Source organism: Streptomyces sp. NPDC058683, assembly GCF_042716195.1.
Lineage (GTDB): Bacteria > Actinomycetota > Actinomycetes > Streptomycetales > Streptomycetaceae > Streptomyces.
The window spans coordinates 106147-128046 of the sequence record NZ_JBHXSK010000014.1 but is presented as its reverse complement, the minus strand read 5'-3'; the positions used below and the strand labels follow the sequence as shown (position 1 = coordinate 128046).

Here is a 21900-nt window from a genome sequence, read left to right as displayed (position 1 = left end):
CCAAGAGTCCTGCTTGCCAGGAATTTACTTCTACAACAACGTAGAAACTGACACGGCCGCGGAGAAGTTCCCGCGCCCTAGACTGTTCCCTCCGATCCGGAACGGGTCCCCTCGACGCGGTGGACAGGAGGAGTACGACAGTGGCGACACCGCCCGGCAGCGGCTACGACGACCCCTCCGCGGACGTGCTCACGGAGGCGGCCGCGGCCTTCGGGCTGCTCGCCTCGCCCGCCCGGCTGCACATCGTCTGGGCGCTGGCGCAGGGCGAGAGCGACGTCACCGGTCTCGCCGAGCGGGTCGGCGGCGCGCTGCCCGCCGTCAGCCAGCACCTCACCAAGCTGAAGCTCGCAGGCCTCGTCCGCTCCCGCCGGGAGGGCCGCCGCCAGGTGTACCTGGTGGACGACCCGGACGTGGTCGACGTCGTACGCCTCCTCGTCGGCCGCCTCACCGCCCGCACCACCGGCGCCGAACTCCCGGCCCCTCGCCGCCTCCGTGGCCTCTGAGGGCGAGGCCGCCACCGCGCTGCAGGTGCTGCGCCGGCTGCACACGGGACCGCGCGGGCTGACCGAGGCCGAGGCCGCGGCCCGGCTCGCCGCCGCAGGCGAGAACACCCCTCCCCTTCTGCACACCGCCTCCTGGCCGCTGCGCTGCGCCCGGGCCCTGCGCGACCCCTTCACCGCCGTCCTGCTCACCCTCGGCCTGGTCTCCGCCGTCGTCGCCTCCTGGGGCACGGCCGTCGTGATCCTCGCCCTGGTCGCGGTCAGCTGCGGACTGCGCGCCGCCGGCGAACACCGCGCCGACCGCTCCCTGGCCGCCCTGCGCGAACTCGTCGCCGGCACCGCCACCGTGCTGCGCCGCACGGGCACGGAGACGGCACCGCGGGCCCGGGAGATCCCGGTCGCCGAACTGGTCCCGGGCGATGTCGTACGGCTCGGCCCCGGCGACCTGGTCCCGGCCGACGTACGACTGCTGCGGGCCCGTGGGCTGACCGTGCACCAGGCCGTGCTCACCGGCGAGTCGGCGCCCGTCGCCAAGGCCGCCGCCGAGGTCCCCGACGCGGGCGACGCGGCCGAGGAGGGTCCCTTCCAGGAGCCGTACCTCTGTTTCCAGGGCAGCGGGGTCGCCTCGGGCAGTGCCACGGCGGTCGTCGTGGCGACGGGAGAGCGGACCCGGTTCGCCGCCGTACAGAGCGCGGCGGGCGGGCGGCGGGCGGCGAGCGCCTTCGACCGGTCCGTGCACGGGATCTCCTGGGTGCTGATCCGGTTCATGCTGCTCACCCCGCCGCTGGTCCTCATGGCCAACGCCGCGCTGCGCGGCCGGGGTCTGGAGACGCTGCCCTTCGCGGTCGCGGTCGCCGTCGGGCTGACCCCCGAGATGCTCCCGGTGATCGTCACCACCTGTCTGGCCCGGGGCGCCGCCCGGCTCGCCCGCACCCACCGGGTCGTCGTACGACGCCTGCCCGCGCTGCACGACCTCGGCGCGGCCGACGTCCTCTGCCTCGACAAGACCGGCACCCTCACCCAGGACCGCCCCGTCGTCGAACGCGCCCTCGGTCCCGACGGGCAGGACGACCCGGAGGTGCTGCGCTGGGCGGCCGTCGGCGCCTGGTGGACCCTCCAGCTCGCCGAACTGCCCGCCGCCGACGCCTTGGACGAGGCCCTGCTCACGGCGGCCGGACCGGTGGGGGAGGAGTACGACGGCATCGGCGCCGTTCCCTTCGCCCCCGGGCGGCGCACCGCCACCGCCGTCGTCGCGGGCGGTCTCGGCACCCATGTCCTGGTGACCAAGGGCGCCGCCGAGGACGTACTGGCCCGCTGCGACCTCGACCCCACCGAACACGAACGACTGCTCGCCCTCGCCGCCCGCGAGGCCGGCGCCGGGCTGCGCGTGCTCGCCGTCGCCACCGCCGAAGCTCCCGCCCGCACCCGCCCCTACACGGCCGCCGACGAACACGGCCTCACCTTCCGGGGCCTGGTCACCTTCCGGGACGCCCTCGCCCCCGGCGCCGCCGAGGCCCTGCGCGGCCTCACCGGCCTCGGCATCACCGTCCGCGTCCTCACCGGCGACCACCCCGCCACGGCCGCCCGCGCCTGCCGGGACCTCGGCCTGGACGTGGACCGGGTGACCGTGGCCGGTGATCCCCTCGACCTGGACGCCGGCGTCGTCGCCCGCTGCACGCCCGAGGACAAGGCCCGCATCGTCAGCGGGCTGCGCGCCGCCGGGCACACCGTCGGCTTCCTCGGCGACGGCGTCAACGACATCCCCGCCCTGCGCGCGGCCGACGTCGGGATCGCGCCCCGTACCGCCGTGGACCTCGCCCGCGAGACCGCCGACGTCGTGCTCGCCGAGAAGGACCTCGGCGCGATCGGACACGCCGTCACCGCCGGCCGGTACAGCAGCGCCAACATCGCCTCCTATCTGCGGGTCACCCTCTCCTCCAACCTCGGCAACGTCCTCGCGATGCTCTCCGCCGGGCTGCTGCTCCCCTTCCTTCCGATGCTCCCGGCCCAGGTGCTCGTCCAGAACCTCTGCTTCGACGCCGCCCAGCTCGCCTTCGCCCACGACCGCCCCGGCCCGGCGACACTGCGCCGTCCGACCGTGCTGCGACCGCACGCCTTCCTGCGGTTCATCACCGGCTTCGGCGTGCTCAACGCGATCGCCGACCTCGCCACCTTCGGCGTCCTCGCGCTCGCCCTGCGCGGTCCCGACGCCCTCGACGACCAGGCCGTCTTCCACTCGGCCTGGTTCACCGAGAACCTGCTCACCCAGGCCCTGGTGATGTTCCTGCTGCGCGGCGGCACCCGGCCCGGGCCCGTCGGCCGGGCCGCCGCCGCGCTCGCCGCCGTCGGCCTGCTGCTCCCGCCCAGCCCCATGGGCGCGGCCCTCGGCATGACCGGGCTGCCGCCCGCCTACCCGCTGCTGCTCGCCGCCGTCCTGGCGCTGTACGCCCTGGCCCTGAGGGCGGTTCGGGCACGCCACGACCGGCGCCGGCCGTAAGGGATCACGGGGCCGTGCCGGGGCACCGCCTCCCAGCCCGGGTTGTACAGTTGCGCAATGTAGCAATCGTCGCTGTCCGGCCGGGCGCAGGAAGCACCTTCCGTCGGCACGGAACAACGTGAGAAAGGGAGGGGGCGGTCATGCTCCGCAACGGACTCGAACCCTGGCATCTGCTGGTCGTCGCGATCGTCTTCATCGTGCTCTTCGGCTCCCGGAAGCTGCCCGACACCGCCCGGGCCCTGGGCAAGTCGATGCGCATCCTCAAGAGCGAGGCGAAGGCGATGAAGACGGACGACACGGCGGCACCCGTGGGGCCGACGTCGGTACAGCGGGCGGCGGAACCGGCCGCGGCCCCAGCGCAGCCGGAGCCCAGGACGGCCACCGAGCCGACCGTCACCACGAGCTGACGCCTCCTGCTCCCGCACCTCGCGGGCACCCTCCGGATCGCCCTGGCCCGGCGCACGGACGGCCTCGCCGGCCCCGCCGCCAGGGCACTACGGGACCGGCGCCGACCGTCTCGGCCAGTTCCTTTCCGTCCTGTTCCCTCCCGGGATCGTCAGGCGCGGCGATGGCCGAGATGCGCGGACGTGTCGACGTGGCGCCGATGATCACGAACTCCTGGTGCGGGTTGGCGCGCGCCGCGGCCTTGGTGTCGATGGTGGGGGCCGGGAAACGCTGGGCGTTGACCCCGCCGGAGCGCGCCGCGTCCTGCATGCCCTGCCAGGACACCTGGCTGAGCCGGGCGTCCGTGGCGCCCGCGGGCGAGACGACCGGACAGGCCCGGTAGTTGCGGGAGACGCCAGCGGCCCGGGGCCGGGCGCTCCGGTCCCGGGTGAGCAGCGCGGTGAGCGACAGGACCGCAGGCAGGACGGCGGCCGTGACCGCCGCGATGACCGGGTGGCCGCGGACGAGACCGGCGGAGCCGCATGCTGATCGGGTTCCTCCTGTGGATCACGTACGACGACGGGAGCGGCGGCGGACGAGGAGGCCGCCCGCCCCGGCGGCGCTCACCCCCGCGATGGCGCCGACCACCGCGCCGGTTCCGCCAGGAACGCCCCCTGTCGCGTCGGCTGCTTTCGGGGCGCCGTCCCCACGGGCCGGCCTCGCCTCGGTCCCCGTGGCCGGATTCCCGGACGGCCCCACGAACAGCCTCGCCCCGGAAGGGCGACCTACAACAAGACCCACATCATCGATGACCAGTTCAACGGGGCACCGAAGGCCGAGAACCTCTTCACCGGATTCGACCGTATGAACAAGAGCGGCATGGGGCGGTGCGAGAAAAGGATGAAGACGCAACTCGAGCAGGGAAAGTGGGTGCAGTATTCCGCGACGCTGGAGTAGGCCGACGACACGGACCCCATACCCACCGGAATACACATGACGGCCAGTACCAAGGCCGGACCGCTCTTCGACGTGACAGCGAAGAACAGCTCGAGCCGGCAGGACACATGCTGAACGTTTCGGACCTCGAACGCACGATCCAGGGACTGCGGCGCTGCGTCCGGCCTCGGCCTGCTGGCGGACTTCAAGGAGTTCGTCGAAGGGGTGCGGTACGGCCTCGACATCCTGCGGGATCTGAAGGCGACGTCTTCTGCTGGCGCACGGCCGGCCCGGATCCGCAGGAGTGGCCGGTGGTCGCCGGCGGGCGCAGCGGCGCCCGGTGGGAGTGTGCGGACGGCATGCTCGCGTTCCTGGTCGTGGCGCACGGAAAAGGCCTCCGCATCCCCCGCCGCCGGCCGGCGGAGAGGGCGCGGAGGCCGTCGTCTCCCGTAAGCGCGCCGGCTGCGGAGAAACCGTCCGGGGAAAACGCTCCGCCTGCCGGGCACACGTCACTACGCCTGCACGGCGTCCGTCGCCCGTGCCTTTTTCTTCCGCTGCCGTCGGCTCACCCGCGGCTCCTGGTCCGGCAGCCAGCCGAAGATCATGCAGCTGCCGACGGCTCCGAGGGCGAGCCCGACGAAGAAGCCGCCCAGGTTGGAGGTGACCCAGGAGCCCAGGGAGCACAGGATGCCGACGATGGAGTAGAAGAGGCGCTGCGAGGGGCTGAAGAGGGCCAGCAGGCCGCACACCACCATCACGGCCGGCAGCAGATAGCCCGCCAGGCCCTGCATGCCGATATGTACGACGACCTTCAGCGAGGCCTTCTCGGTGAGCAGGATCCACCCGCCCCCCAGGGTCAGCAGCAGCCCGCCCCAGAACGGCCGACGGGCCCGCCAACCGCGGAAGGCGGGCCGCCACCCCTCACGTGGAGTGTCTGTGTCGGACATCAGCAACCCGTGTCGCTGAAGCTCAGTTTCAGGCCGGGAAGCGTGAACGTCGCAGCGGTGGTTGCGTAGTTGGTCTGCCGCAGGTCGTCGATGTGCACGGTGTCGGCCTGCTGGCTGAAGACGCCCTCGGGTCCCTTGACCCCGGCCTTGTTGAGCGTGCTCGCGTCGTTGCCGATCTCGATGTTCCTGAAGAACGCGTTGCCCGTCAGCAGGGTCGAGTCAGTGGTCAGATCGGTCGCCTTCACCTTCGACGCGCCGCTGCCCGCCTTGATGAGCAGGTTGATGCCGCCGAGGTCGACGCTCTGGCACAGGCTGTCCAGGGTCGCGTCCTTGATCGCGGAGGTGACGACAAGCACCTGACCGCCGGTGTCACCCTCGTTCGGGCTGTCCTTGATCATGTTGTCGAGCGCGCCGAACTGCTCGAAGCCGGTGCCGTCGAGCGACTTGGCGGTGACCGTGAAGGGCATGCCGGAGATGAAGAACGACACCCCCAGCACGCCCTGTGCGGTGAAGACCGCGAGGCCGGCGGCGGCCAGGGTGGCCGGGACCGCCATCACGGCGGCCCGGCGCGCGCGGACCCGTCCCCGTCTCTGTCCCCCTCCGGTGACCCCGGCGGTGTCTGGTGTGTCGGAAGGAGAACCGCTTCCCGGGTTCTCAGGAGTGTTGTCGGCGGACGGAATGTCCGGGGACGAGGCCATGTCTGCTCCCATGCATTAAGTCACGCGGGTTGGGCTTCAGTGGCACGTTGTCCTGGCGCGGACAGCGGCTGCCGCGCACGCCTCCTCGCAACTCCCGGCGGACGCAAGGGCGTTCTCGTTACGCAGCAGTAGCCACGCCGCAAGTTACCGGCGGTTACTTTAATGGGTCAAGGCAGTTGTGAAAAAAGGGTGTTGAATATGCGTCAATTGTGTTCCGACCTGGTATTCCCTTGATCGGTTTCTCAACTCCCTTGATCTGCCTTGACGTTGACGGTTGATCAGGTCTACAACTCTCCCTGGTCTCTTTCGGATCCGTGGCGCCGGATCCGCCGAGCGGCATCGTCCGCTTCCCGGCCTCTTCGATCACGGCTCCGCTCACGGCGTCGGCACGGTCGCTTCCCCCAGGGGCCGTGCCCGAACGCCCTCAACCGGCCCGGCCGGAGGCCTAACCCCCCAGGCTTTCGGCCGGTGTCCGGCTCGGCTGCCGTTGCCGGTCCGTCACGTACGGAGAAGGCGTCACGGGCCGGCAACGGCTGGCGGCGCATACACGCCCGCCCTGAACCCCACCTCTCCTCACCCCACGCAAGTCCCCCAAGGAAAGAGGCAACCCGCATGCGTACGCGATCCCTCCTCGCCCTCGCCGGTACCGTCGTCGCCCTCTCGGTCGCCGCCACCGTTCCCGCCTCCGCCGACGGTGCGGTGCTCACCACCGGCAGCGCCGGCGGCACCGCCGTCGCCGTCGGCGACGTGCTCAGCGCGCCGCTGGCCACCGGCACCAGCGCCACCCTCTACTCCAGCGCCACCGGCACCAGCGGCGTGTCGTGCACGTCCTCGGTCTTCACCGCCACGGTCACCGACAACCCGGCCGCCCCCGGCACCGCCACCGAGTCGGTCAGCGGGCACTCCTTCGACGCCAGCAGCTGCACCAGCAACGTCCTCGGGGTCACCGGCGTCACCAGCATCACCGTCGACAACCTGCCGTACACCACCACGGTCGCCTCGGACGGCACGCTCACGGTCACCCCGGCGAGCGGCTCCACGATCCAGACCACCGTCAAGCTGAAGACCCTGCTGGGCAGCATCACCTGCGTCTACCAGGCGCCGAGCCTGACCGGCACGTCGAGCAACACCGACAACAGCATCAACTTCACCAACCAGGCGTTCACGAAGAGCTCCGGCTCCTCGCTCTGCTTCGCGGCCGGTTACTTCACCGCCAAGTACGCCCCGGTCACCGACAACGGCGCCACCGTCTTCGTCAACTGACCTTCGTATACAGGCGGTCAGCTACAGGCGGTCAGCGTCGACGCAGACGCAACGCCAGGGCGGCGCCCCCGGTGAGCACCAGCACCGCGGCGGCGCCGCCCGCCAGCAGTGGCGCCGACGGGCCCGAACCCGGGCTCGTGTCGGAGGCCACGGGAGTGCTGTCGGCGGCGGAGGTCGCGGTCTTTGGGGAGACCGGGGCCGCCGCCGTCCGCCGCGCCGGGACGGCAGTACTCTTCGAAGCGGTGGGAGTCGGGCTCCCGGAAGCGCTCGGGGTGGGCGTGGCACTCGCCCGCGGCCGTGCGCTCGCCGTCGCCCCGCCGTCCTTCTTCGCCGTGAACACCACGTCGGAGCACGAGTAGTAGGTGTCCGTCGTGCTGCTGTTCTGCCAGATCGTGTACAGCATCTGACGGCCCGTCCGGTCGGCCGGCAGCTTCGCGGTGAAGTGGTACGCCCCGTTCGTCAGCGCCGGGTCCTTGAACTCGGCGAACGGCTGCGCGGGCAGCTCGGACCACGTCAGCGGCTTCGTCGGGTCGTACCCCTGCCTCGTCAGATACAGCTTGAACGTGCCGGTGTGCGCGATCGTCGAGGCGTACGTCATCGTCATCCGGGCGCCCGGGGTCAACCGGGTCGCGGGCCAGTCCGCGCGCGCCAGGTCGAGCCCCTTGTACGCCGGCAGGTTGCCGCTGCACAACCTGCCGTCCGGAATCACCTGCCGGTCACGGCCGTTGACCCCCGCGACCCGCAGGTTGTCCCACGCCACGAAGTTCTGCCCGCTCGCCGAGATCGCCGCCCTGCAGGCCGCCGTCGCCGCGCTGCCGCCGCTGGGGGAGCAGGCGTAGACCCTGCTGACCGGGTCGGTGGGTGCGCCGTGCGCCTGGGCGGAGCCCGCCGCCCAGGACAGGAGCAGCAGCGGAGCCGCGACGGCGGCTCCCGTCAGACGGGCGGTCGTCCGGGTCATCGGGACGTCTCCTAGCCAGGCGCGGGTACGAGGTCTGCTGAGGTGAGTACGGGATCCGGGGGCGTACCGTTCACTGTGGTTGATCACAGGGCAGGGCGGTGTGGGGGGCGCCGACCGGGTCGTCCGTTTTGCGGGCTGCGCAGGCGTCATTGAGAACCAACCGTCCGGCTCGTATCGTGGTGATCGCCGATGTGCGCCCGGCCGTCCGCATCGTCTTCGGAAACCGGCACGAACACGAGGGAGTGGCGTGTTCTGATCTCGTGCGTTTGTGCAGTGTGGTCGCCGATCGCGAGGCCACGCACACGACTTGCACGTGTCCGTCACCAGGTCCGCACAGGTTGCCTCCCGTTCCCGCACGGTGAGCTATCGTGTGCACGGGGTAAAAAACAAACCGCATGCCCCGTCGGTTTGGAGCCGTGAGGAGTGTTGAGTCGATGGCGAGGCAGTTACGCGCGGAGCAGACCCGCGCCACGATCATCACGGCCGCCGCCGACCTCTTCGACCGGCGTGGCTACGAATCCACCAGTCTGAGTGAGATCGTCGAACACGCGAAGGTCACCAAGGGGGCGCTCTACTTCCACTTCGCCGCCAAGGAGGACCTGGCGCACGCCATTATGGAGCTCCAGTTCCGCACCTCCAGCCAGTTGGTGAAGGAGTTGGACAGCCGCGGGTACTCCTCGCTGGAGGGCCTGATGCGCACCACGTTCGCGATCGCCCGGCTCTCCGTCGACGGCCCGATCCCGCGCGCCGGACTGCGGCTCGCCACCGCGGACGTCAGCGTACGGCCGCCGCTGAGGCATCCGTTCACGGAGGGCCTGGAGTTCGCCACCCGCAAACTCCTGGGCGCGGTCAAGGAGTCCGACGTCCACCCGGACATCGACGTCGGCGCGGTCGCCCACTCCCTGGTCTGCTTCTTCGTCGGCACCCGGGTCGCCGGACGCAACCTGGAGCCGGTGGGACGACTGCCGCGCAGGGTCGCGGAGATGTGGTACCTGATGATCCGCGGCCTGGTCCCGGTGCACCGGCGCGCCCGTTACCTGACCCTCGCCACCCAGCTGGAGCGCGAGATCAGAACGGCGTGACCGGCGCCGCCGGTTCGGCGGAGCCGGGCGTCCCGCGCGATAGCGTGGCGCCCATGCCCGACTCCGCCGCCGCACCCGTGATCCTCGGTTCCACCGGCCCGTTCCCGCACAGCGTGCTGGCCGAACGGCACCCCGCGATCATCCGCCAGGTGCGGGACGCCTTCCCGTACGGCCCCGCACAGCACCGCGCCCTCGACGCGCTGCTGCACAACTGCACCGAAGGCGTGATCGAACCCCTGCCCGACGCCGACCGGTGGCGCGGCTGGGGCCTGGACAGCTACCTCGGGCAGTCCTGGTTCGACGTGCCGTGGCTGTGGTCCGAGAGCTACTTCTACCGCCGGCTCCTGGACGCCGTCGGCTACTTCGGCCCCGGCCCCTGGCAGGGCGTCGACCCCTTCCGCCCCTTCAAGCTCGCCGAGCTGGACGCCAAGGAGACCGACGAGGAACTGGCCGCGCTCGACGCCCTCGACGGCGACCCGGACCGCGCCCTGCTGCACGGCTCCCTCTGGGGCAACCGCGCCGACCTGGGGTTCCGCCTTTCCGCCGAGTCCGGCCAGGCCGTCTCCGCCCTGGTCGCCGACGACAGCGCCGGCCTGTGGCGGCTGCTCCGGGGCGGCACCCTGTGCCTCGTCGCCGACAACGCGGGCCGTGAACTCGTCCCCGACCTGCTGCTGATCGCCCACCTCCTGGACACCGGGCGCATCGCGGACGCGGTCCTGCACATCAAGCCGTACCCCTACTACGTCTCCGACGCCACGACCGCCGACGTGCTCGACGCCCTGCGCAGGCTCACCGCCGCACCCGGTGCGGCCGCCGGGTACGGCCGCACCCTCTGGTCGGCGATGTCGGACGGCCGGCTCACCGTGCGCGCCCACCCCTTCTCCTGCGCCCCGCTCCCGTACACCGAGATGCCCGGGGACCTGCGCGCCGAGTTCGCCGCCGCCGACCTCACCCTCTTCAAGGGCGACCTCAACTACCGCCGTCTGGTGGGCGATCGGCTCTGGCCGCCGACCACGCCCTTCGCCGAGGTCACCGCCTGGTTCCCGGGTCCGGTGGCCGCGTTGCGCACCCTCAAGTCCGACGTGATCACCGGTCTGGCCGCGGACACCGAGGCGGCCCTGGACGCGGCCGAGGGGCAGCGCTGGCGTACGGCCGGCACCCACGCCCTGATCCAGGTCAACGCACGGACATCGGCAGGGACTTGATGCCGTTGATGAAGTTGGAGACCAGCCGCTCGGCGGGCCCGGCCGGCTCCAGGTCGGGCGCCTGCGCGTAGAGCGTGCGCAACTGGAGCCGCGCGAAGTGAGCGCCCAGGCAGATGTGCGGGCCGTCCCCGAAGGACAGCTGGGGATTCGGCGTCCGGCCCAGGTCGAGCCGGTCGGGGGCGGCGAAGGCCCGCTCGTCACGGTTGGCCGACGCGTGCAGGACGACCACCTTGTCGCCCTTCCTGATCCGCCGACCGCCCAGCTCGGTGTCGCACGCGGCGGTCCGGCGGAAGGTCAGCACCGGCGGATGCCAGCGCAGCAACTCGTCCACGGCGGTGTCGGCCGGCACCTTCCCGGCCCGCAACAGTGCACAGGCAACGGGGTGTTGGGCCAGTGCGAGCAGTCCGCCGGGAGCGGCCGAGCGCACGGTGTCGTTGCCGGCGATCGTGAGCAGGAAGAAGAACATCTCCAGCTCGCCCTCGGCCGGTTCGGGGTCCCGGGCGAGAGCCGTCATGACGTCGTCGGCGGGGTTGCGGCGCTTGTACGCGGCGAGCTGACGGGCGTACTCGAACATGTCCCGCAGCATCGCGGGCGACCGCGGATCGACCGGCCGGCCCTGCTCGTCGCGCACCGGGGGGCCGGCCTCGTCCGGGTCCTGGTAGCCGATCACCCGCCGCGTCCAGTGCAGCAGCAGCCCGCGGTCGCCGTCCGGGACGCCCAGCAGGTCGGCCAGATTGAGCAGCGCGTACTCGTCGGTGACGGCGGCGACCAGGTCGACCGTGCCGTCCCCCTCCCGGGCCGTCTCCAGCGCCCGGGCGAACAGGGTCCGCGCCCGCTGCCGTACCACCGCCTCGAACCGCTCGATCCGGCCCGGTGTGAAGGCCCGGCTCACCACGCGCCGCAACCGGCCGTGCTCCGGCGGATCCTGATTGAGCATCATCCGCCGGATGAACGGCAGATCCTCCGGGTCCGGATCCCGGATCTGGGTCGCGCCGAGACACGACGAGTACGTCCCCGGGTCCTTGAGGACCCGCACCACGTCCGCGTGCCGGGCCACCGCCCAGAACCCCGGCCCGGCCGGCCACCCCAGCACCTCCGGCTCCCGCTGCCAGGACACCGGATGGTGGTCGCGCAGGACCCGGTAGTCGTCGTACGGCACGCCCGTGGCGTAACGGCGCGGATCGAAGACGTCGGGGACGGAAGGTCCTTCGCCACCGCCGACAGAGCTGCTCATACGACCACGGTGACCCGCCCGCCGGGACCCGGCAAGGGGACAAGGCCCTAGCTTGCCTGCCAGACCGTCAGATCCGCCATCAGGAAGCTGACCCCGCTGTCCGGCAGCGCGTCCGACTTCACCTGGACCACGAACAGGGCGATGTCGCCGTCGCGGTCCTTGGCGCAGATCTCGCTCCCGGCCGCCACCGAGGCCAGCGTGCTGCTGTGGCTGGTGGCGTCGCCGAGCAGTTGACGGCACACCTCCAGGGAGCCGCGCGGGTCCCCCAGCACGTCGACGAACACGCTGGTCCGGCTCTCCAGCGAGCAGCCGTCCTTGGTGCACACGAAGCGGACGTCGCCCTTGCGGTCCTTGCGTTCGGCCTGCGCATCGATGTCGACGGAGTTCTCCTCGTCGAGACGCTCGGCGGGGAAGGGGTAGGCGACCGTGTGCGGCGACGGTGACGCGCTCGGGGACGACGACGCCCGGGCCGCACCGCCCGAGGAGACGGCGCCGCCCTTGCCCGACACCGTCGAACCGGATGCGCCGGACGAGGACTGGGCCTCGACCTGCCGGCGGACCCAGGAGTCCGTGTCCCTGACGATCAGCACCACGGCCGTCATCATCAGCGCGACCGAGGTCACGGCGGCGGCCGCTATCAGTGCCTTACGACGGCGGCTCATCGACTGCCCCGCCGGCGGCGTCGGCAGCGGCCTCGTGCCCGGCGGGACGGGGTAGGCCCAGGTGGGGTCGGCGACCGGCGCCGGAACCGTCACCTCCGGGCCGGTCAGCTCCTGCCACACGGCCGGCCCCGCGCCCGCGTCGGCGTCCGGGCCCAGCCGTCCCCGGCACCACTCGACGATCTCCGCCAGGGTGGCCCGCCGCTCCGGATCGGCGTCCAGACAGCGGGCGATCAGCGGGCGCAACTCCTCGGGCAGCAGGCTGAGATCGGGCTTCGAGTGCACGATCCGGTACAGCACGTTGACCGCGGGGCCGTCCCCGTACAGCGGCTCGCCCAGCGCCGCGAACGCCGCCGTCTGGCCGAGTGCGAAGACATCGGTCGCCGGGGTGACCTTGCTCCCGGACGCCTGCTCGGGAGCCATGAACGAGGGCGTGCCGATGGCGGTGCCCGTGGCGGTGTGGAAGGTGGCGTCGGCGGCAAGCGAGATGCCGAAGTCGATCACGCGCGGTCCGTCCGAGGCCAGCAGCACGTTCGACGGCTTCAGGTCCCGGTGCACGATGTCCGCGCCATGGATGGCCTGGAGCGCCTCGGCCACTCCCGCCATCAGCCACAGCACCGCCGGCAGCGGCAGCGGTCCGCGCCGCGCGACGACGTCGGAGAGGGCGGGCCCGGGCACGTACAGCGTGGCCAGCCAGGGCGGTACGCCGTCCGCGTCGGCGTCGATGAGTTCGGCGGTGTACGCGCCCCGCACCCGGCGGGCCGCGGTGATCTCCCTGCGGAATCGGCGCCGGAAGTCCGGGTCGTCGGCCAGCTCCGGCCGCACCACCTTGATCGCCACCGGCCGGCCGCCTTGCGTGTGCGACAGATAGACCCGGCCCATGCCGCCCGCGCCGAGCCGCGCGGCGAGACGGTAACCGGCCACCATCGGCGGATCGTCCGCCTGCAGCGGTTGGAACACCCCGGTCACGTTGTTCATCGGCCCCCGCCCCCTGATCCGTTGATCCGGCGAATGGACCAACAGCGGCAGCCTAAAGGATGCCCTGTGAAACCTTCGGGGGAGGACGTCCGCCCGGAGCGGGCGGCGGAAGCGGCCGGCAGAAAAGCACCGGCAGAAAAAGCAGAGGCAAGGAGTTCTTCCGCTCCTTGCCACTCTCAACGTATAGCGCACCGGGGGCCTTGCGGCAAGGCCCGGTCGGTGTTGCAGAATCTCGGGCCGAAGCCCGTACCTGCGGAAATCAGTGATCCGTGACGTGTGCGTGCCTTTCTTTTCCTATGGGGGAATTTGATGCTCGATGTGATCATTGCCGGCGCCGGACCCACGGGACTCATGCTGGCAGGCGAACTGCGGCTGCACGGCGTGCGGGTGCTCGTGCTGGAGAAGGAGGCGGCGCCGACCGGCCAGTCCCGCGCACTCGGCCTGCACGCGCGCAGTGTCGAGATAATGGACCAGCGCGGATTGCTGGAGTGGTTTCTCGCGCTCGGCCAGAAGTTCGCGGCCCCCGGTTTCTTCGCCGGCATTCTCGCGCCGTGGCCCGACCGGCTGGACACCGCGCACTCCTATGTCCTCGGCATTCCGCAGACCACCACCGAGCGCCTGCTGGCCGAACACGCCGGGAAACTCGGCGCCGAGATCCGGCGCGGCTGCGAACTGGCCGGGCTGAGCCAGGACGAGGACGGGGTGACCGTCGAACTCGCCGGTCCGGGCGCCCCGGCGGGCGGGGGAGGCACCCGGCTGCGCTCGCGTTACCTCGTCGGCTGCGACGGCGGCCGCAGCACGGTGCGCAGGCTGCTCGGCGTCGGCTTCCCCGGCGAACCGGCCCGGAGCGAGACCTGGCTGGCCGAGCTGGAGGTGGGCCTGCCGCCGGAGGAACTGGCCGCCGTGGTGGCCGAAGTCCGCCGGACCAGTGTGCGGTTCGGCGTCATGCCCCGCGAGGACGGTGTGCACCGCGTCATCGTGCCCGCGGCGGAGGTGTCCGAGAAGCGCAGGGTCCCGCCGACCCTTGAGGAGTTCAGGCAGCGGCTGCGGGAGTTCGCCGGTAGCGATCTCGGGGTGCACTCCCCGCGCTGGATCTCCCGCTTCGGCGACGCCACCCGGCTGGCCGAGCGCTACCGGGACGGCCGGGTGCTGCTGGCCGGTGACGCGGCGCACATCCACCCGCCGACCGGCGGCCAGGGGCTCAACCTCAGTATCCAGGACGCGTTCAACCTCGGCTGGAAACTGGCCGCCGAGGTGGGCGGTTGGGCGCCGGAGGGGCTGTTGGACAGCTATCACGGCGAACGGCACCCGGTGGCCGCGGCCGTGCTCGACAACACCCGTGCGCAGACCGAACTGCTGTCCGCCGAACCGGGTGCGCGGGCGGTGCGCCGGCTGGTGACGGAACTGATGGGCTTCGAAGAGGTGAACCGGTACCTCATCGAGAAGATCGCCGCGGTCTCCGTCCGCTACGACTTCGGCGAGGGGCACGAACTCCTCGGCCGGCGGCTCCGGGACATCCAGCTGAAGCGCGGGCGGCTCTACTCGCTGATGCACGGCGGCCGGGGGCTGCTGCTCGACCAGACCGGCCGGCTCTCGGTGGCGGGCTGGGCCGACCGGGTCGACCACGTCGTCGACGTCGGCGAGGAACTGGACGTGCCCGCCGTACTGCTGCGACCGGACGGTCATGTGGCCTGGGCGGGCGAGGACCAGCGGGAGTTGTCCGGTGTGCTGCCCAAGTGGTTCGGCGCGGCTGCCGGTTGAGCCCGCCGGCCGGGGCCGAGGTGCGAGGAGTGACCGGCGGGCGTCACACAGGCCCGTCGAAGTTCCCGAATTCTGCCCCGGTTCACGCGATGGTGTGATCATGTGCCCCGCGGTGGATGGGCGTCGGAGCCCACGGGTAGGGCCCCGGCCATGACGCAGCCGTTCGAACTCCCGCACTTCTACATGCCGTATCCCGCGCGGCTCAACCCGCACCTGGAGGAGGCCCGGGCCCACTCCACCGAGTGGGCCCGTGGGATGGGCATGCTGGAGGGTTCCGGGATCTGGACCCAGGCCGACCTGGAGGCGCACGACTACGGCCTGCTGTGCAGCTACACCCACCCCGACTGCGACGGCCCCGCCCTGTCGCTGATCACCGACTGGTACGTGTGGGTGTTCTTCTTCGACGACCACTTCCTCGACATGTACAAGCGCACCCAGGACCGTGCCGCCGGCAAGGCCCATCTCGACCGGCTCCCGCTGTTCATGCCGCTCGACCCCGCGACGCCCGTGCCGGAACCGGAGAACCCGGTCGAGGCGGGCCTCGCCGACCTGTGGGCCCGCACGGTGCCGTCGATGTCGGTCGACTGGCGCCGTCGCTTCTCGGTCGCCACCGAGCATCTGCTGAACGAGTCGATGTGGGAGCTGGCCAACATCAACGAGGGGCGGATCGCCAACCCCGTCGAGTACATCGAGATGCGCCGCAAGGTCGGCGGCGCCCCCTGGTCGGCCGGGCTCGTCGAATACGCGACGGCCGAGGTGCCCGAGGCCGCCGCCGGGTCGCGGCCGCTGCGGGTGCTGATGGAGACCTTCGCCGACGCCGTCCACCTGCGCAACGACCTGTTCTCCTACCAGCGCGAGGTGGAGGACGAGGGCGAGAACAGCAATGGCGTGCTGGTCCTGGAGACCTTCTTCGACTGCACCACCCAGGAGGCCGCCGACACGGTCAACGACATCCTCACCTCCCGCCTCCACCAGTTCGAGCACACCGCCCTCACCGAAATGCCCGCCCTCGCCGTCGAGAAGGGCCTCACCCCCGACCAGGCCGCCGCGATCGCCGCCTACACCAAGGGCCTGCAGGACTGGCAGTCCGGCGGCCACGAGTGGCACATGCGCTCCAGCCGCTACATGAACCAGGGCGCCACCCGGTCCTCCCCCTGGCAGCAGCTCACCGGGCCCGGCACCTCCGCCGCCGACGTCGGCGCCCTGCTAGCCTCGGCCGCCGCCGAGAGGTTGCGGGCCTACTCCCATGTGCCCTTCCAGCAGGTCGGCCCCTCCCTCCTGCCCGACTTCCACATGCCCTACGAGGTCGAGCTCAGCCCGCACCTCGACGCCGCCCGCCCCCGGCTGACCGCCTGGATGCACGACACCGGCATGCTCGCCGAGGGCGTCTGGGACGAGGACAAACTCGCCGCCTCCGACCTGGTGCTCTGCTCCGCCGGCCTCGACCCGGACGCCACCCCCGAGGAACTCGACCTCAGCGCCGACTGGCTGGCCTGGGGCACCTACGCGGACGACTACTACCCCCTGGTCTTCGGCACCCGGCGGGACCTGGCGGGCGCCCGGCTCGCGACGGCCCGCCTCTCCGCCTGCATGCCCCTCGCCGACGAGCCCGTCCCCGTGCCGGCCACCGGCATGGAGCGCGGCCTGATCGACCTGTGGGCCCGCACGACCGCCGGGATGAACCCCGAAGACCGGCTCGCTCTCCGGCAGTCCGTCGACAGCATGACCGAGAGCTGGCTCTGGGAGATGTCCAACCAGCTTCAGCACCGCATCCCCGACCCCGTCGACTTCCTGGAGATGCGCCGGGCGACCTTCGGCTCCGACCTCACCCTGAGCCTGGCCCGCCGCGGCCAGGGCCCCGCGATCCCCGCGGAGGTCTACCGCAGCGGCCCGGTCCGCTCCCTGGAGAACGCCGCCATCGACTACGGCATGCTCGTCAACGACGTCTTCTCCTACCAGAAGGAGATCCAGTACGAGGGCGAGTTCCACAACGCGATCCTCGTCGTCCAGAACTTCTTCGGCGTCGACTACCCGACCGCGCTCCGCGTCGTGCACGACCTGATGACCCAGCGGATGCAGCAGTTCGAGCACGTCGTCGGCAATGAACTCCCCGTCGTGTACGACGACTTCGAGCTGTCGGCCGAGGCCCGTGCGGCCATGGACGGCTATGTCCGCGATCTGCAGAACTGGATGGCCGGAATCCTGAACTGGCACCAACGGGTCGACCGCTACAAGGCGGACCACCTGGCCCGCCGGGCCCACGGCTTCCTGCCGGACCGCCCCCCGCTCGCCCCGGCACTGCCGGTCGGCTGACGGGGCGGCCGGCGGCGCTCATCCGGCCCGGGCGCCTACCGGAGGGCGCTGTGCAGACGCCGGGCGCGCTCGGCCTGCGACAGGTCGCCCAGCCGCTCGAACTCCCCGGTCAGGCAGAGCAGCGGCGACAGGTCGAGGTCCTTTCTGCTGCCGGGCCGCAGCAACAGGCTCTGGTCCAGGTATATGTCGTCCAGCCGCCGGATCAGCGCCACCCGGGCGAGCTCGGTCATCCCCTGCTCGGCCGCCAGCCGGGTCCACGTGGACAGCGGCTGGTCGGCCGGGTCGCCGGGGACCTCGTGCCGTACCGATTCCCACAGGGGCGGCCGGGGGTGCGGGTCGAGCAGGTCGTAGGCGCAGCCTTCGTCCGCGTTCAGGAGGAGGAAGTCGGGTTCGGTGCGCAACAGGGCCGAGTGCAGCATGCCGAGCAGTTCGACGGGGGAGCGGTCGGGCAGGTCCAGGGCGGCGCGGAGTTCGGTGCGCTCGGCGTCGATGCCGTGGTACTCGCGGATCTCCTCCTCTGTCTCGGCCACGCGCGCGAGGATCGCCGCCTCGCCGTCCGCCGGAGACAGGTGCAGGTGGTCACGCCAGCCCGGCAGGCCGATCACGACCTCAAGCGCCTCGTCCACGGACGACCCTATGATCCCGGCCGAGCCCTCCGAGTCCGCGTAGAGCAACGAGCCGTCCGCGCAGGCGAAATACGTGCCGCCGGTGTCGCAGCCCGCCACCGCCTCCAGAGAGCCGCCGGAGGCGAGACGGACCGGCTCGGCATGGCCGTCTACGGCCCGGGCCAGGTCGAAGTTGAAAGGGAACGCCGCCAGTTCGGCCAGGCGGCGGTGCTGCCGGAGCAGCCGCAGGCAGTGATCGGTCATGTCACAGAACGTAACAGCCACCACTGACAACGGCCTCCGGCCACGACGGGGAGCGCAGCGGCCCAGGCCGGGGGGAAAGACGGTGCCGTCGCCGACGGTGACCAAAGAGGGGCTCCTACGACCAGCCAGAACTACACCATCCATACCGTCATCGCGTTCTTCGAGCACGGGCTCGCGAACCGGTCACGGAAGTAAACGCAACGGTGTTTGAGGTTGTTCGGATTGCCATCACTTCATGCGGCGCGGGCACGCGTTCGCGGGACGGTCTCGGCAAGACCGTCCCGCGTCCGCCGCACACCCGCCGGACTCCCCGTTGCCAGACCGTTGGCCAGGGTAAATCCAATAGTCCGGCTGGAGTATCAGACACCGCAATGATCACGAAGCCCGTGACTGCCCTGCTCTACGCCCCACTTATCCGATCAAGACCTGGACAAGCCCGCTCGTGAAAGCGTGAGGTTGGGCTGAAATGGCTTCGTGAGCGATGTTCAAATCCGCCGCTGTATCGGCAGAGAATGGGCTCTCAGCATCCTTCGGTGATGCTTGTCACCCCGGCGTCGAAGACCGCATGGGACTTGCCGGTCGGGGTGAGCCAGCACGAGCTGCCGGCGGCGACGTGCACCCTGACGTATATCCCGCTGGAACAGTGGTTGTTGTAGTAGATCGTGGTGGACGTGATTCCGTCGCTGAACGAGTAATTTACGTAGGAACCCTGCGGTAGCGTGCAGGCGAAGCTGTAGCTCGCTTTGGGGCTCACGACTTTGGTCTGAGTGGCGGAGCTGGTTGGCGTTGCCGCCCCGCTGACACCCGTTCCGAGTGCGAGCAGGAAACTCGTCACCGCGACTGTCGTCACTATTCGACGCATTTGTTTTCCTCTCGTGGAGAAGCGGTTTGCTTTGCCTGATTTCACGTGCGGTCGCCAACTATCTATGGCGCACCCGTGGATTGCCAGAGATTATTTTCGGTCAGGACGACTGAGAGTTGGCGAGAATTGATCTTCCTGGGCCTGTATTTCGCCCGAAGTTGTCGCAATGGAAGTCGATATCGGCAGCGAAAGGTAAGAGCGGAGCCGAAAGGTAAGAGCCGCATCGAAAGGTAAGAGTGGTGCCGAGGATGGGATGACCCATGTCACATCAGCAGTCGCCCACATCAGACCTGTGGTTCGGGTCGCACGCGCTGTAAATCGGCGCGGCGGGCGTCTTGGCCCTGATCCACCAGCCGGTGGCCGGTGGCCTGTTCGAGGTGGGGCCGATGTAGGGCTTCACCGCACGCGTCGCCCCTCACGGATCCGCCCGGCGCCGAACCGCACCCACGGTCACCCGGCTGACCTGTGTGGACACCTCAACGATCAGGACTCGCGGCTGCCGTCTCCGGCAGCAGAGTTGAAGGGAGAGGCGTCACGGAGCCGAAGCACGCTGACCACAACATCCGCCGGACTTCACGGAGTTGCCGCGCCGGTATGGTGGCGTGGCCGTAGTGGTAGTCGGAGATGCGGAGCGATGGATCACGTATGAATGCTGAAGGTGACGGCAGTCGCGAAGCCGCCCCAGAGCCCGGGCCGCGGCGTCGTGTCCGGCATGCCGTGCCGGACGTGGCTGCCCGCGACTTCGAGACGCTCCAGATTCGCCGAGTGGCCGGCTCTGCCTCCGTCATGAATTCTGTCGCGACTGAAGCGATGCCGGCTGCCGGCGAAAGCTCCGACGGTAAGCAGTCTCCCGGTCTCATGAAGTCCAGCGCTTTGATGGCGGCCGGAACTCTGGTTTCACGCTTGACTGGCTTTCTGCGCACTCTGGTCATGGGGGCTGCGCTGGGTGTGGGAACACTCAACGACACCTATCAGGTGGCCAATACGCTACCCACCATGATTTACGTGCTGGTTGGCGGAGGGGCCCTCAATGCGGTCTTCATTCCGCAGTTGGTGCGGTCGATGAAGGAGGACTCCGACGGAGGTGCCGCATACGCCAACCGTCTCATCACCCTGGTCATCACATTCCTCGGTTCGACCACCCTGATATGCGTCATTGCGGCGCCGGAATTCATCCGTGTCATGTCGCCCTCGATGGCCACTCACCCTGACCAACTGCGTGTCGCGGTCGCCTTCGCCCGTTACTGCCTGCCCACCATGTTCTTCATGGGGATTCACGTGGTGATGGGGCAGATCCTGAATGCGCGCGGGCGGTTCGGTGCCATGATGTGGACGCCCGTCCTGAACAACATCCTGATCATCGTTGCTTTCGGGTCATTCGTCTGGGTATTCGGCACGGCCGCCCATTCGGGAATGTCGGCGTCAACGATCACGCCTCAGGGAGTGCGTCTGCTTGGTGTCGGCACCCTTCTGGGGCTGGCGGTTCAGGCGCTGGCCATGGTCCCCTACCTGCGCGACTCGGGATTTCGGATCCGCCTTCGCTTCGACTGGCGTGGCCATGGCCTTGGGAAAGCTCTCGGCCTGGCGAAATGGACCTTCCTGTTCGTGCTCGTCAATCAAGCCGGCATGGTCGTCGTGACGCGTCTTGCCACCGCCGCCGGCGCCACCGCAGAGAAGGCCGGACACCCCGGCACCGGCATCACCGCATACAACTACGCGCTCCTCCTGTGGCAGATGCCGCAGGCCATCATCACCGTCTCTGTGATGACTGCCATCCTTCCCCGCATCGCCCGCGCAGCCGCCGACGGCGATCACGACGCAGTCCGAGACGACATCTCACAGGGCCTGCGTACATCAGCGGTCGCCATCGTTCCCTGTGCCTTCGCATTTCTCGCTCTTGGGGTGCCCCTGATCCAGCTGCTCTACGCCGGAGCCGGCGAGGAAGGCGCCCGCAACATCGGCTTCGTCCTGATGGCCTTCGCCTTGGGGCTGATCCCCTACTCGGTGCAGTACGTAGTACTGCGCGGCTTCTACGCCTACGAAGACACCCGGACCCCCTTCTTCAACACCCTCATCGTCGCGCTCGTGAACGCCGGCGGATCTTTCGCTGCCTATCTGCTGCTCCCCGCGCGGTGGGCCGTGACCGGCATGGCCTGCACATACGGCCTGGCCTACGTCATCGGCGTCGGCGTCGCCTGGAAACGACTCCGCAGCCGACTCGGCGGCGACCTCGACGGCCGTCAAGTCATCCGAACTTATGCGCGTCTCATCGGGGCCAGCCTTCCCGCATCCCTGGCAGCCGGATCGGTCGCTGCCTGGCTGATGACAGTGATTCACACCCCCGCCGTTGCCGCGCTCACCGCACTCGCCGCAGGCGCGACCGTAATGATTGCTCTGTTCATCCCCCTCGCGCGCCTGATGCGCATCAACGAAGTCAACGCCATGGTGAACATGGTTCGCGCACGCCTTGGCCGCTGAACTACGCAGCCGGCCAGGAGCCGGGCGGCGAGGCCGGCTGCATCCTGCCGTTCGCCGCCGAACTTTCACGGCGTGCAGGTGAGGCGTGATCGCGCCCCCCTCACCCCTGACCGCCGCTGCCACGGCCTCAGCCTGCTGCCCCTGCGGACGACCCCCGACGTCCCCAGCAAGGTCGCCGTTCCCGCGCCACGCCTCGTCCGCCGGGTGGAACTGGTGTACGGCGGGACCCCCACGGGAGCGGCGGCGAACCTGTTGGCAGGCATTCTCGACGGTGCC

General features: G+C 70.4%; 18 protein-coding genes. 11 read left to right on the top strand and 7 right to left on the bottom strand.

Features of this window, described 5'->3' with window-relative positions; translation table 11 throughout:
- The first annotated feature begins 140 nt into the window (after nt 1-140).
- The 5 genes from ACFWXC_RS17410 (at nt 141) to ACFWXC_RS17390 (ending at nt 4338) form a co-directional block, all read left to right on the top strand.
- Nucleotides 141-503, top strand: a complete 363-nt coding sequence (locus ACFWXC_RS17410) for an ArsR/SmtB family transcription factor (RefSeq protein ID WP_384479527.1) — start codon at nt 141-143, stop codon at nt 501-503.
- Nucleotides 493-2997, top strand: a complete 2505-nt coding sequence (gene mgtA, locus ACFWXC_RS17405; protein ID WP_384479525.1) for a magnesium-translocating P-type ATPase — start codon at nt 493-495, stop codon at nt 2995-2997. Before ACFWXC_RS17410 ends, mgtA begins: the two co-directional genes overlap by 11 nt.
- 140 nt (nt 2998-3137) lie before the next feature.
- On the top strand, nt 3138-3404 hold the full coding sequence (gene tatA / locus ACFWXC_RS17400) for a Sec-independent protein translocase subunit TatA (protein ID WP_384479523.1): 267 nt from the start codon (nt 3138-3140) through the stop codon (nt 3402-3404).
- A 161-nt stretch (nt 3405-3565) separates the two neighbouring features.
- Entirely contained in the window at nt 3566-3784 is a 219-nt protein-coding gene (locus ACFWXC_RS17395) for a hypothetical protein (RefSeq protein WP_384479521.1), read from the top strand.
- Between the two features lie 338 nt (nt 3785-4122).
- Nucleotides 4123-4338, top strand: coding sequence for a DNA/RNA non-specific endonuclease (locus tag ACFWXC_RS17390; protein WP_384479679.1), 216 nt, complete (start codon nt 4123-4125; stop codon nt 4336-4338).
- A 491-nt stretch (nt 4339-4829) separates the two neighbouring features.
- Here ACFWXC_RS17390 and ACFWXC_RS17385 read toward each other — a convergent pair whose 3' ends face one another.
- Both ACFWXC_RS17385 and ACFWXC_RS17380 read right to left on the bottom strand, forming a co-directional pair.
- Nucleotides 4830-5264, bottom strand: coding sequence for a DUF6114 domain-containing protein (locus ACFWXC_RS17385; RefSeq protein WP_384479519.1), 435 nt, complete (start codon nt 5262-5264; stop codon nt 4830-4832).
- Nucleotides 5264-5962, bottom strand: a complete 699-nt coding sequence (locus ACFWXC_RS17380) for a DUF6230 family protein (RefSeq protein ID WP_384479517.1) — start codon at nt 5960-5962, stop codon at nt 5264-5266. Before ACFWXC_RS17380 ends, ACFWXC_RS17385 begins: the two co-directional genes overlap by 1 nt.
- A gap of 612 nt (nt 5963-6574) precedes the next feature.
- Here ACFWXC_RS17380 and ACFWXC_RS17375 point away from each other — a divergent pair.
- Nucleotides 6575-7225 (top strand): Tat pathway signal sequence domain protein, encoded by a 651-nt coding sequence (locus tag ACFWXC_RS17375; protein WP_384479516.1) that lies wholly within the window; start codon nt 6575-6577, stop codon nt 7223-7225.
- 31 nt (nt 7226-7256) lie between these two features.
- On the opposite strand, the gene ACFWXC_RS17370 is transcribed toward ACFWXC_RS17375, so the two are convergent.
- Nucleotides 7257-8183, bottom strand: coding sequence for a lytic polysaccharide monooxygenase (locus tag ACFWXC_RS17370; RefSeq protein ID WP_384479514.1), 927 nt, complete (start codon nt 8181-8183; stop codon nt 7257-7259).
- Nucleotides 8184-8617: 434 nt separating this feature from the next.
- Between ACFWXC_RS17370 and ACFWXC_RS17365 the strand changes: the two genes are divergently transcribed.
- Nucleotides 8618-9265: a ScbR family autoregulator-binding transcription factor gene (locus tag ACFWXC_RS17365; protein WP_384479512.1), complete on the top strand. Its 648-nt coding sequence runs from the start codon at nt 8618-8620 to the stop codon at nt 9263-9265.
- Between the two features lie 53 nt (nt 9266-9318).
- Nucleotides 9319-10470: a damage-control phosphatase ARMT1 family protein gene (locus tag ACFWXC_RS17360; RefSeq protein ID WP_384479510.1), complete on the top strand. Its 1152-nt coding sequence runs from the start codon at nt 9319-9321 to the stop codon at nt 10468-10470.
- On the opposite strand, the gene ACFWXC_RS17355 is transcribed toward ACFWXC_RS17360, so the two are convergent.
- Both ACFWXC_RS17355 and ACFWXC_RS17350 read right to left on the bottom strand, forming a co-directional pair.
- Entirely contained in the window at nt 10442-11704 is a 1263-nt protein-coding gene (locus ACFWXC_RS17355) for a cytochrome P450 (RefSeq protein WP_384479508.1), read from the bottom strand. The two genes, ACFWXC_RS17360 and ACFWXC_RS17355, sit on opposite strands and share 29 nt — an antisense overlap.
- 47 nt (nt 11705-11751) lie before the next feature.
- A complete protein-coding gene (locus tag ACFWXC_RS17350; RefSeq protein WP_384479506.1) occupies nt 11752-13341 on the bottom strand; it encodes a serine/threonine-protein kinase in 1590 nt (529 codons plus the stop codon).
- 309 nt (nt 13342-13650) lie between these two features.
- Here ACFWXC_RS17350 and rox point away from each other — a divergent pair, with 309 nt between their 5' ends.
- On the top strand, nt 13651-15102 hold the full coding sequence (rox, locus tag ACFWXC_RS17345; RefSeq protein ID WP_384479504.1) for a rifampin monooxygenase: 1452 nt from the start codon (nt 13651-13653) through the stop codon (nt 15100-15102).
- A gap of 150 nt (nt 15103-15252) precedes the next feature.
- Entirely contained in the window at nt 15253-17415 is a 2163-nt protein-coding gene (gene cyc2 / locus ACFWXC_RS17340; protein ID WP_384479502.1) for a germacradienol/geosmin synthase Cyc2, read from the top strand.
- A 35-nt stretch (nt 17416-17450) separates the two neighbouring features.
- On the opposite strand, the gene ACFWXC_RS17335 is transcribed toward cyc2, so the two are convergent.
- Together ACFWXC_RS17335 and ACFWXC_RS17330 are read right to left on the bottom strand one after the other, a co-directional pair.
- Nucleotides 17451-18284, bottom strand: coding sequence for a hypothetical protein (locus ACFWXC_RS17335; RefSeq protein WP_384479500.1), 834 nt, complete (start codon nt 18282-18284; stop codon nt 17451-17453).
- A gap of 520 nt (nt 18285-18804) precedes the next feature.
- Nucleotides 18805-19038 (bottom strand): hypothetical protein, encoded by a 234-nt coding sequence (locus ACFWXC_RS17330; RefSeq protein ID WP_384479498.1) that lies wholly within the window; start codon nt 19036-19038, stop codon nt 18805-18807.
- A gap of 753 nt (nt 19039-19791) precedes the next feature.
- Between ACFWXC_RS17330 and murJ the strand changes: the two genes are divergently transcribed.
- A complete protein-coding gene (gene murJ, locus ACFWXC_RS17325; RefSeq protein WP_384479496.1) occupies nt 19792-21624 on the top strand; it encodes a murein biosynthesis integral membrane protein MurJ in 1833 nt (610 codons plus the stop codon).
- Nucleotides 21625-21900 lie beyond the last annotated feature (276 nt).

Coding starts and splice junctions, on each gene's coding strand:
- ACFWXC_RS17350 (WP_384479506.1), bottom strand. CDS start 13,341: ATGAACAACGTGACCGGGGTGTTCCAACCGCTGCAGGCGGACGATCCG.
- ACFWXC_RS17380 (WP_384479517.1), bottom strand. CDS start 5,962: ATGGCCTCGTCCCCGGACATTCCGTCCGCCGACAACACTCCTGAGAAC.
- ACFWXC_RS17365 (WP_384479512.1), top strand. CDS start 8,618: ATGGCGAGGCAGTTACGCGCGGAGCAGACCCGCGCCACGATCATCACG.
- ACFWXC_RS17370 (WP_384479514.1), bottom strand. CDS start 8,183: ATGACCCGGACGACCGCCCGTCTGACGGGAGCCGCCGTCGCGGCTCCG.
- ACFWXC_RS17385 (WP_384479519.1), bottom strand. CDS start 5,264: ATGTCCGACACAGACACTCCACGTGAGGGGTGGCGGCCCGCCTTCCGC.
- rox (WP_384479504.1), top strand. CDS start 13,651: ATGCTCGATGTGATCATTGCCGGCGCCGGACCCACGGGACTCATGCTG.
- ACFWXC_RS17375 (WP_384479516.1), top strand. CDS start 6,575: ATGCGTACGCGATCCCTCCTCGCCCTCGCCGGTACCGTCGTCGCCCTC.
- ACFWXC_RS17395 (WP_384479521.1), top strand. CDS start 3,566: ATGGCCGAGATGCGCGGACGTGTCGACGTGGCGCCGATGATCACGAAC.
- cyc2 (WP_384479502.1), top strand. CDS start 15,253: ATGACGCAGCCGTTCGAACTCCCGCACTTCTACATGCCGTATCCCGCG.
- ACFWXC_RS17355 (WP_384479508.1), bottom strand. CDS start 11,704: ATGAGCAGCTCTGTCGGCGGTGGCGAAGGACCTTCCGTCCCCGACGTC.
- ACFWXC_RS17360 (WP_384479510.1), top strand. CDS start 9,319: ATGCCCGACTCCGCCGCCGCACCCGTGATCCTCGGTTCCACCGGCCCG.
- murJ (WP_384479496.1), top strand. CDS start 19,792: ATGAATGCTGAAGGTGACGGCAGTCGCGAAGCCGCCCCAGAGCCCGGG.
- ACFWXC_RS17335 (WP_384479500.1), bottom strand. CDS start 18,284: ATGACCGATCACTGCCTGCGGCTGCTCCGGCAGCACCGCCGCCTGGCC.
- tatA (WP_384479523.1), top strand. CDS start 3,138: ATGCTCCGCAACGGACTCGAACCCTGGCATCTGCTGGTCGTCGCGATC.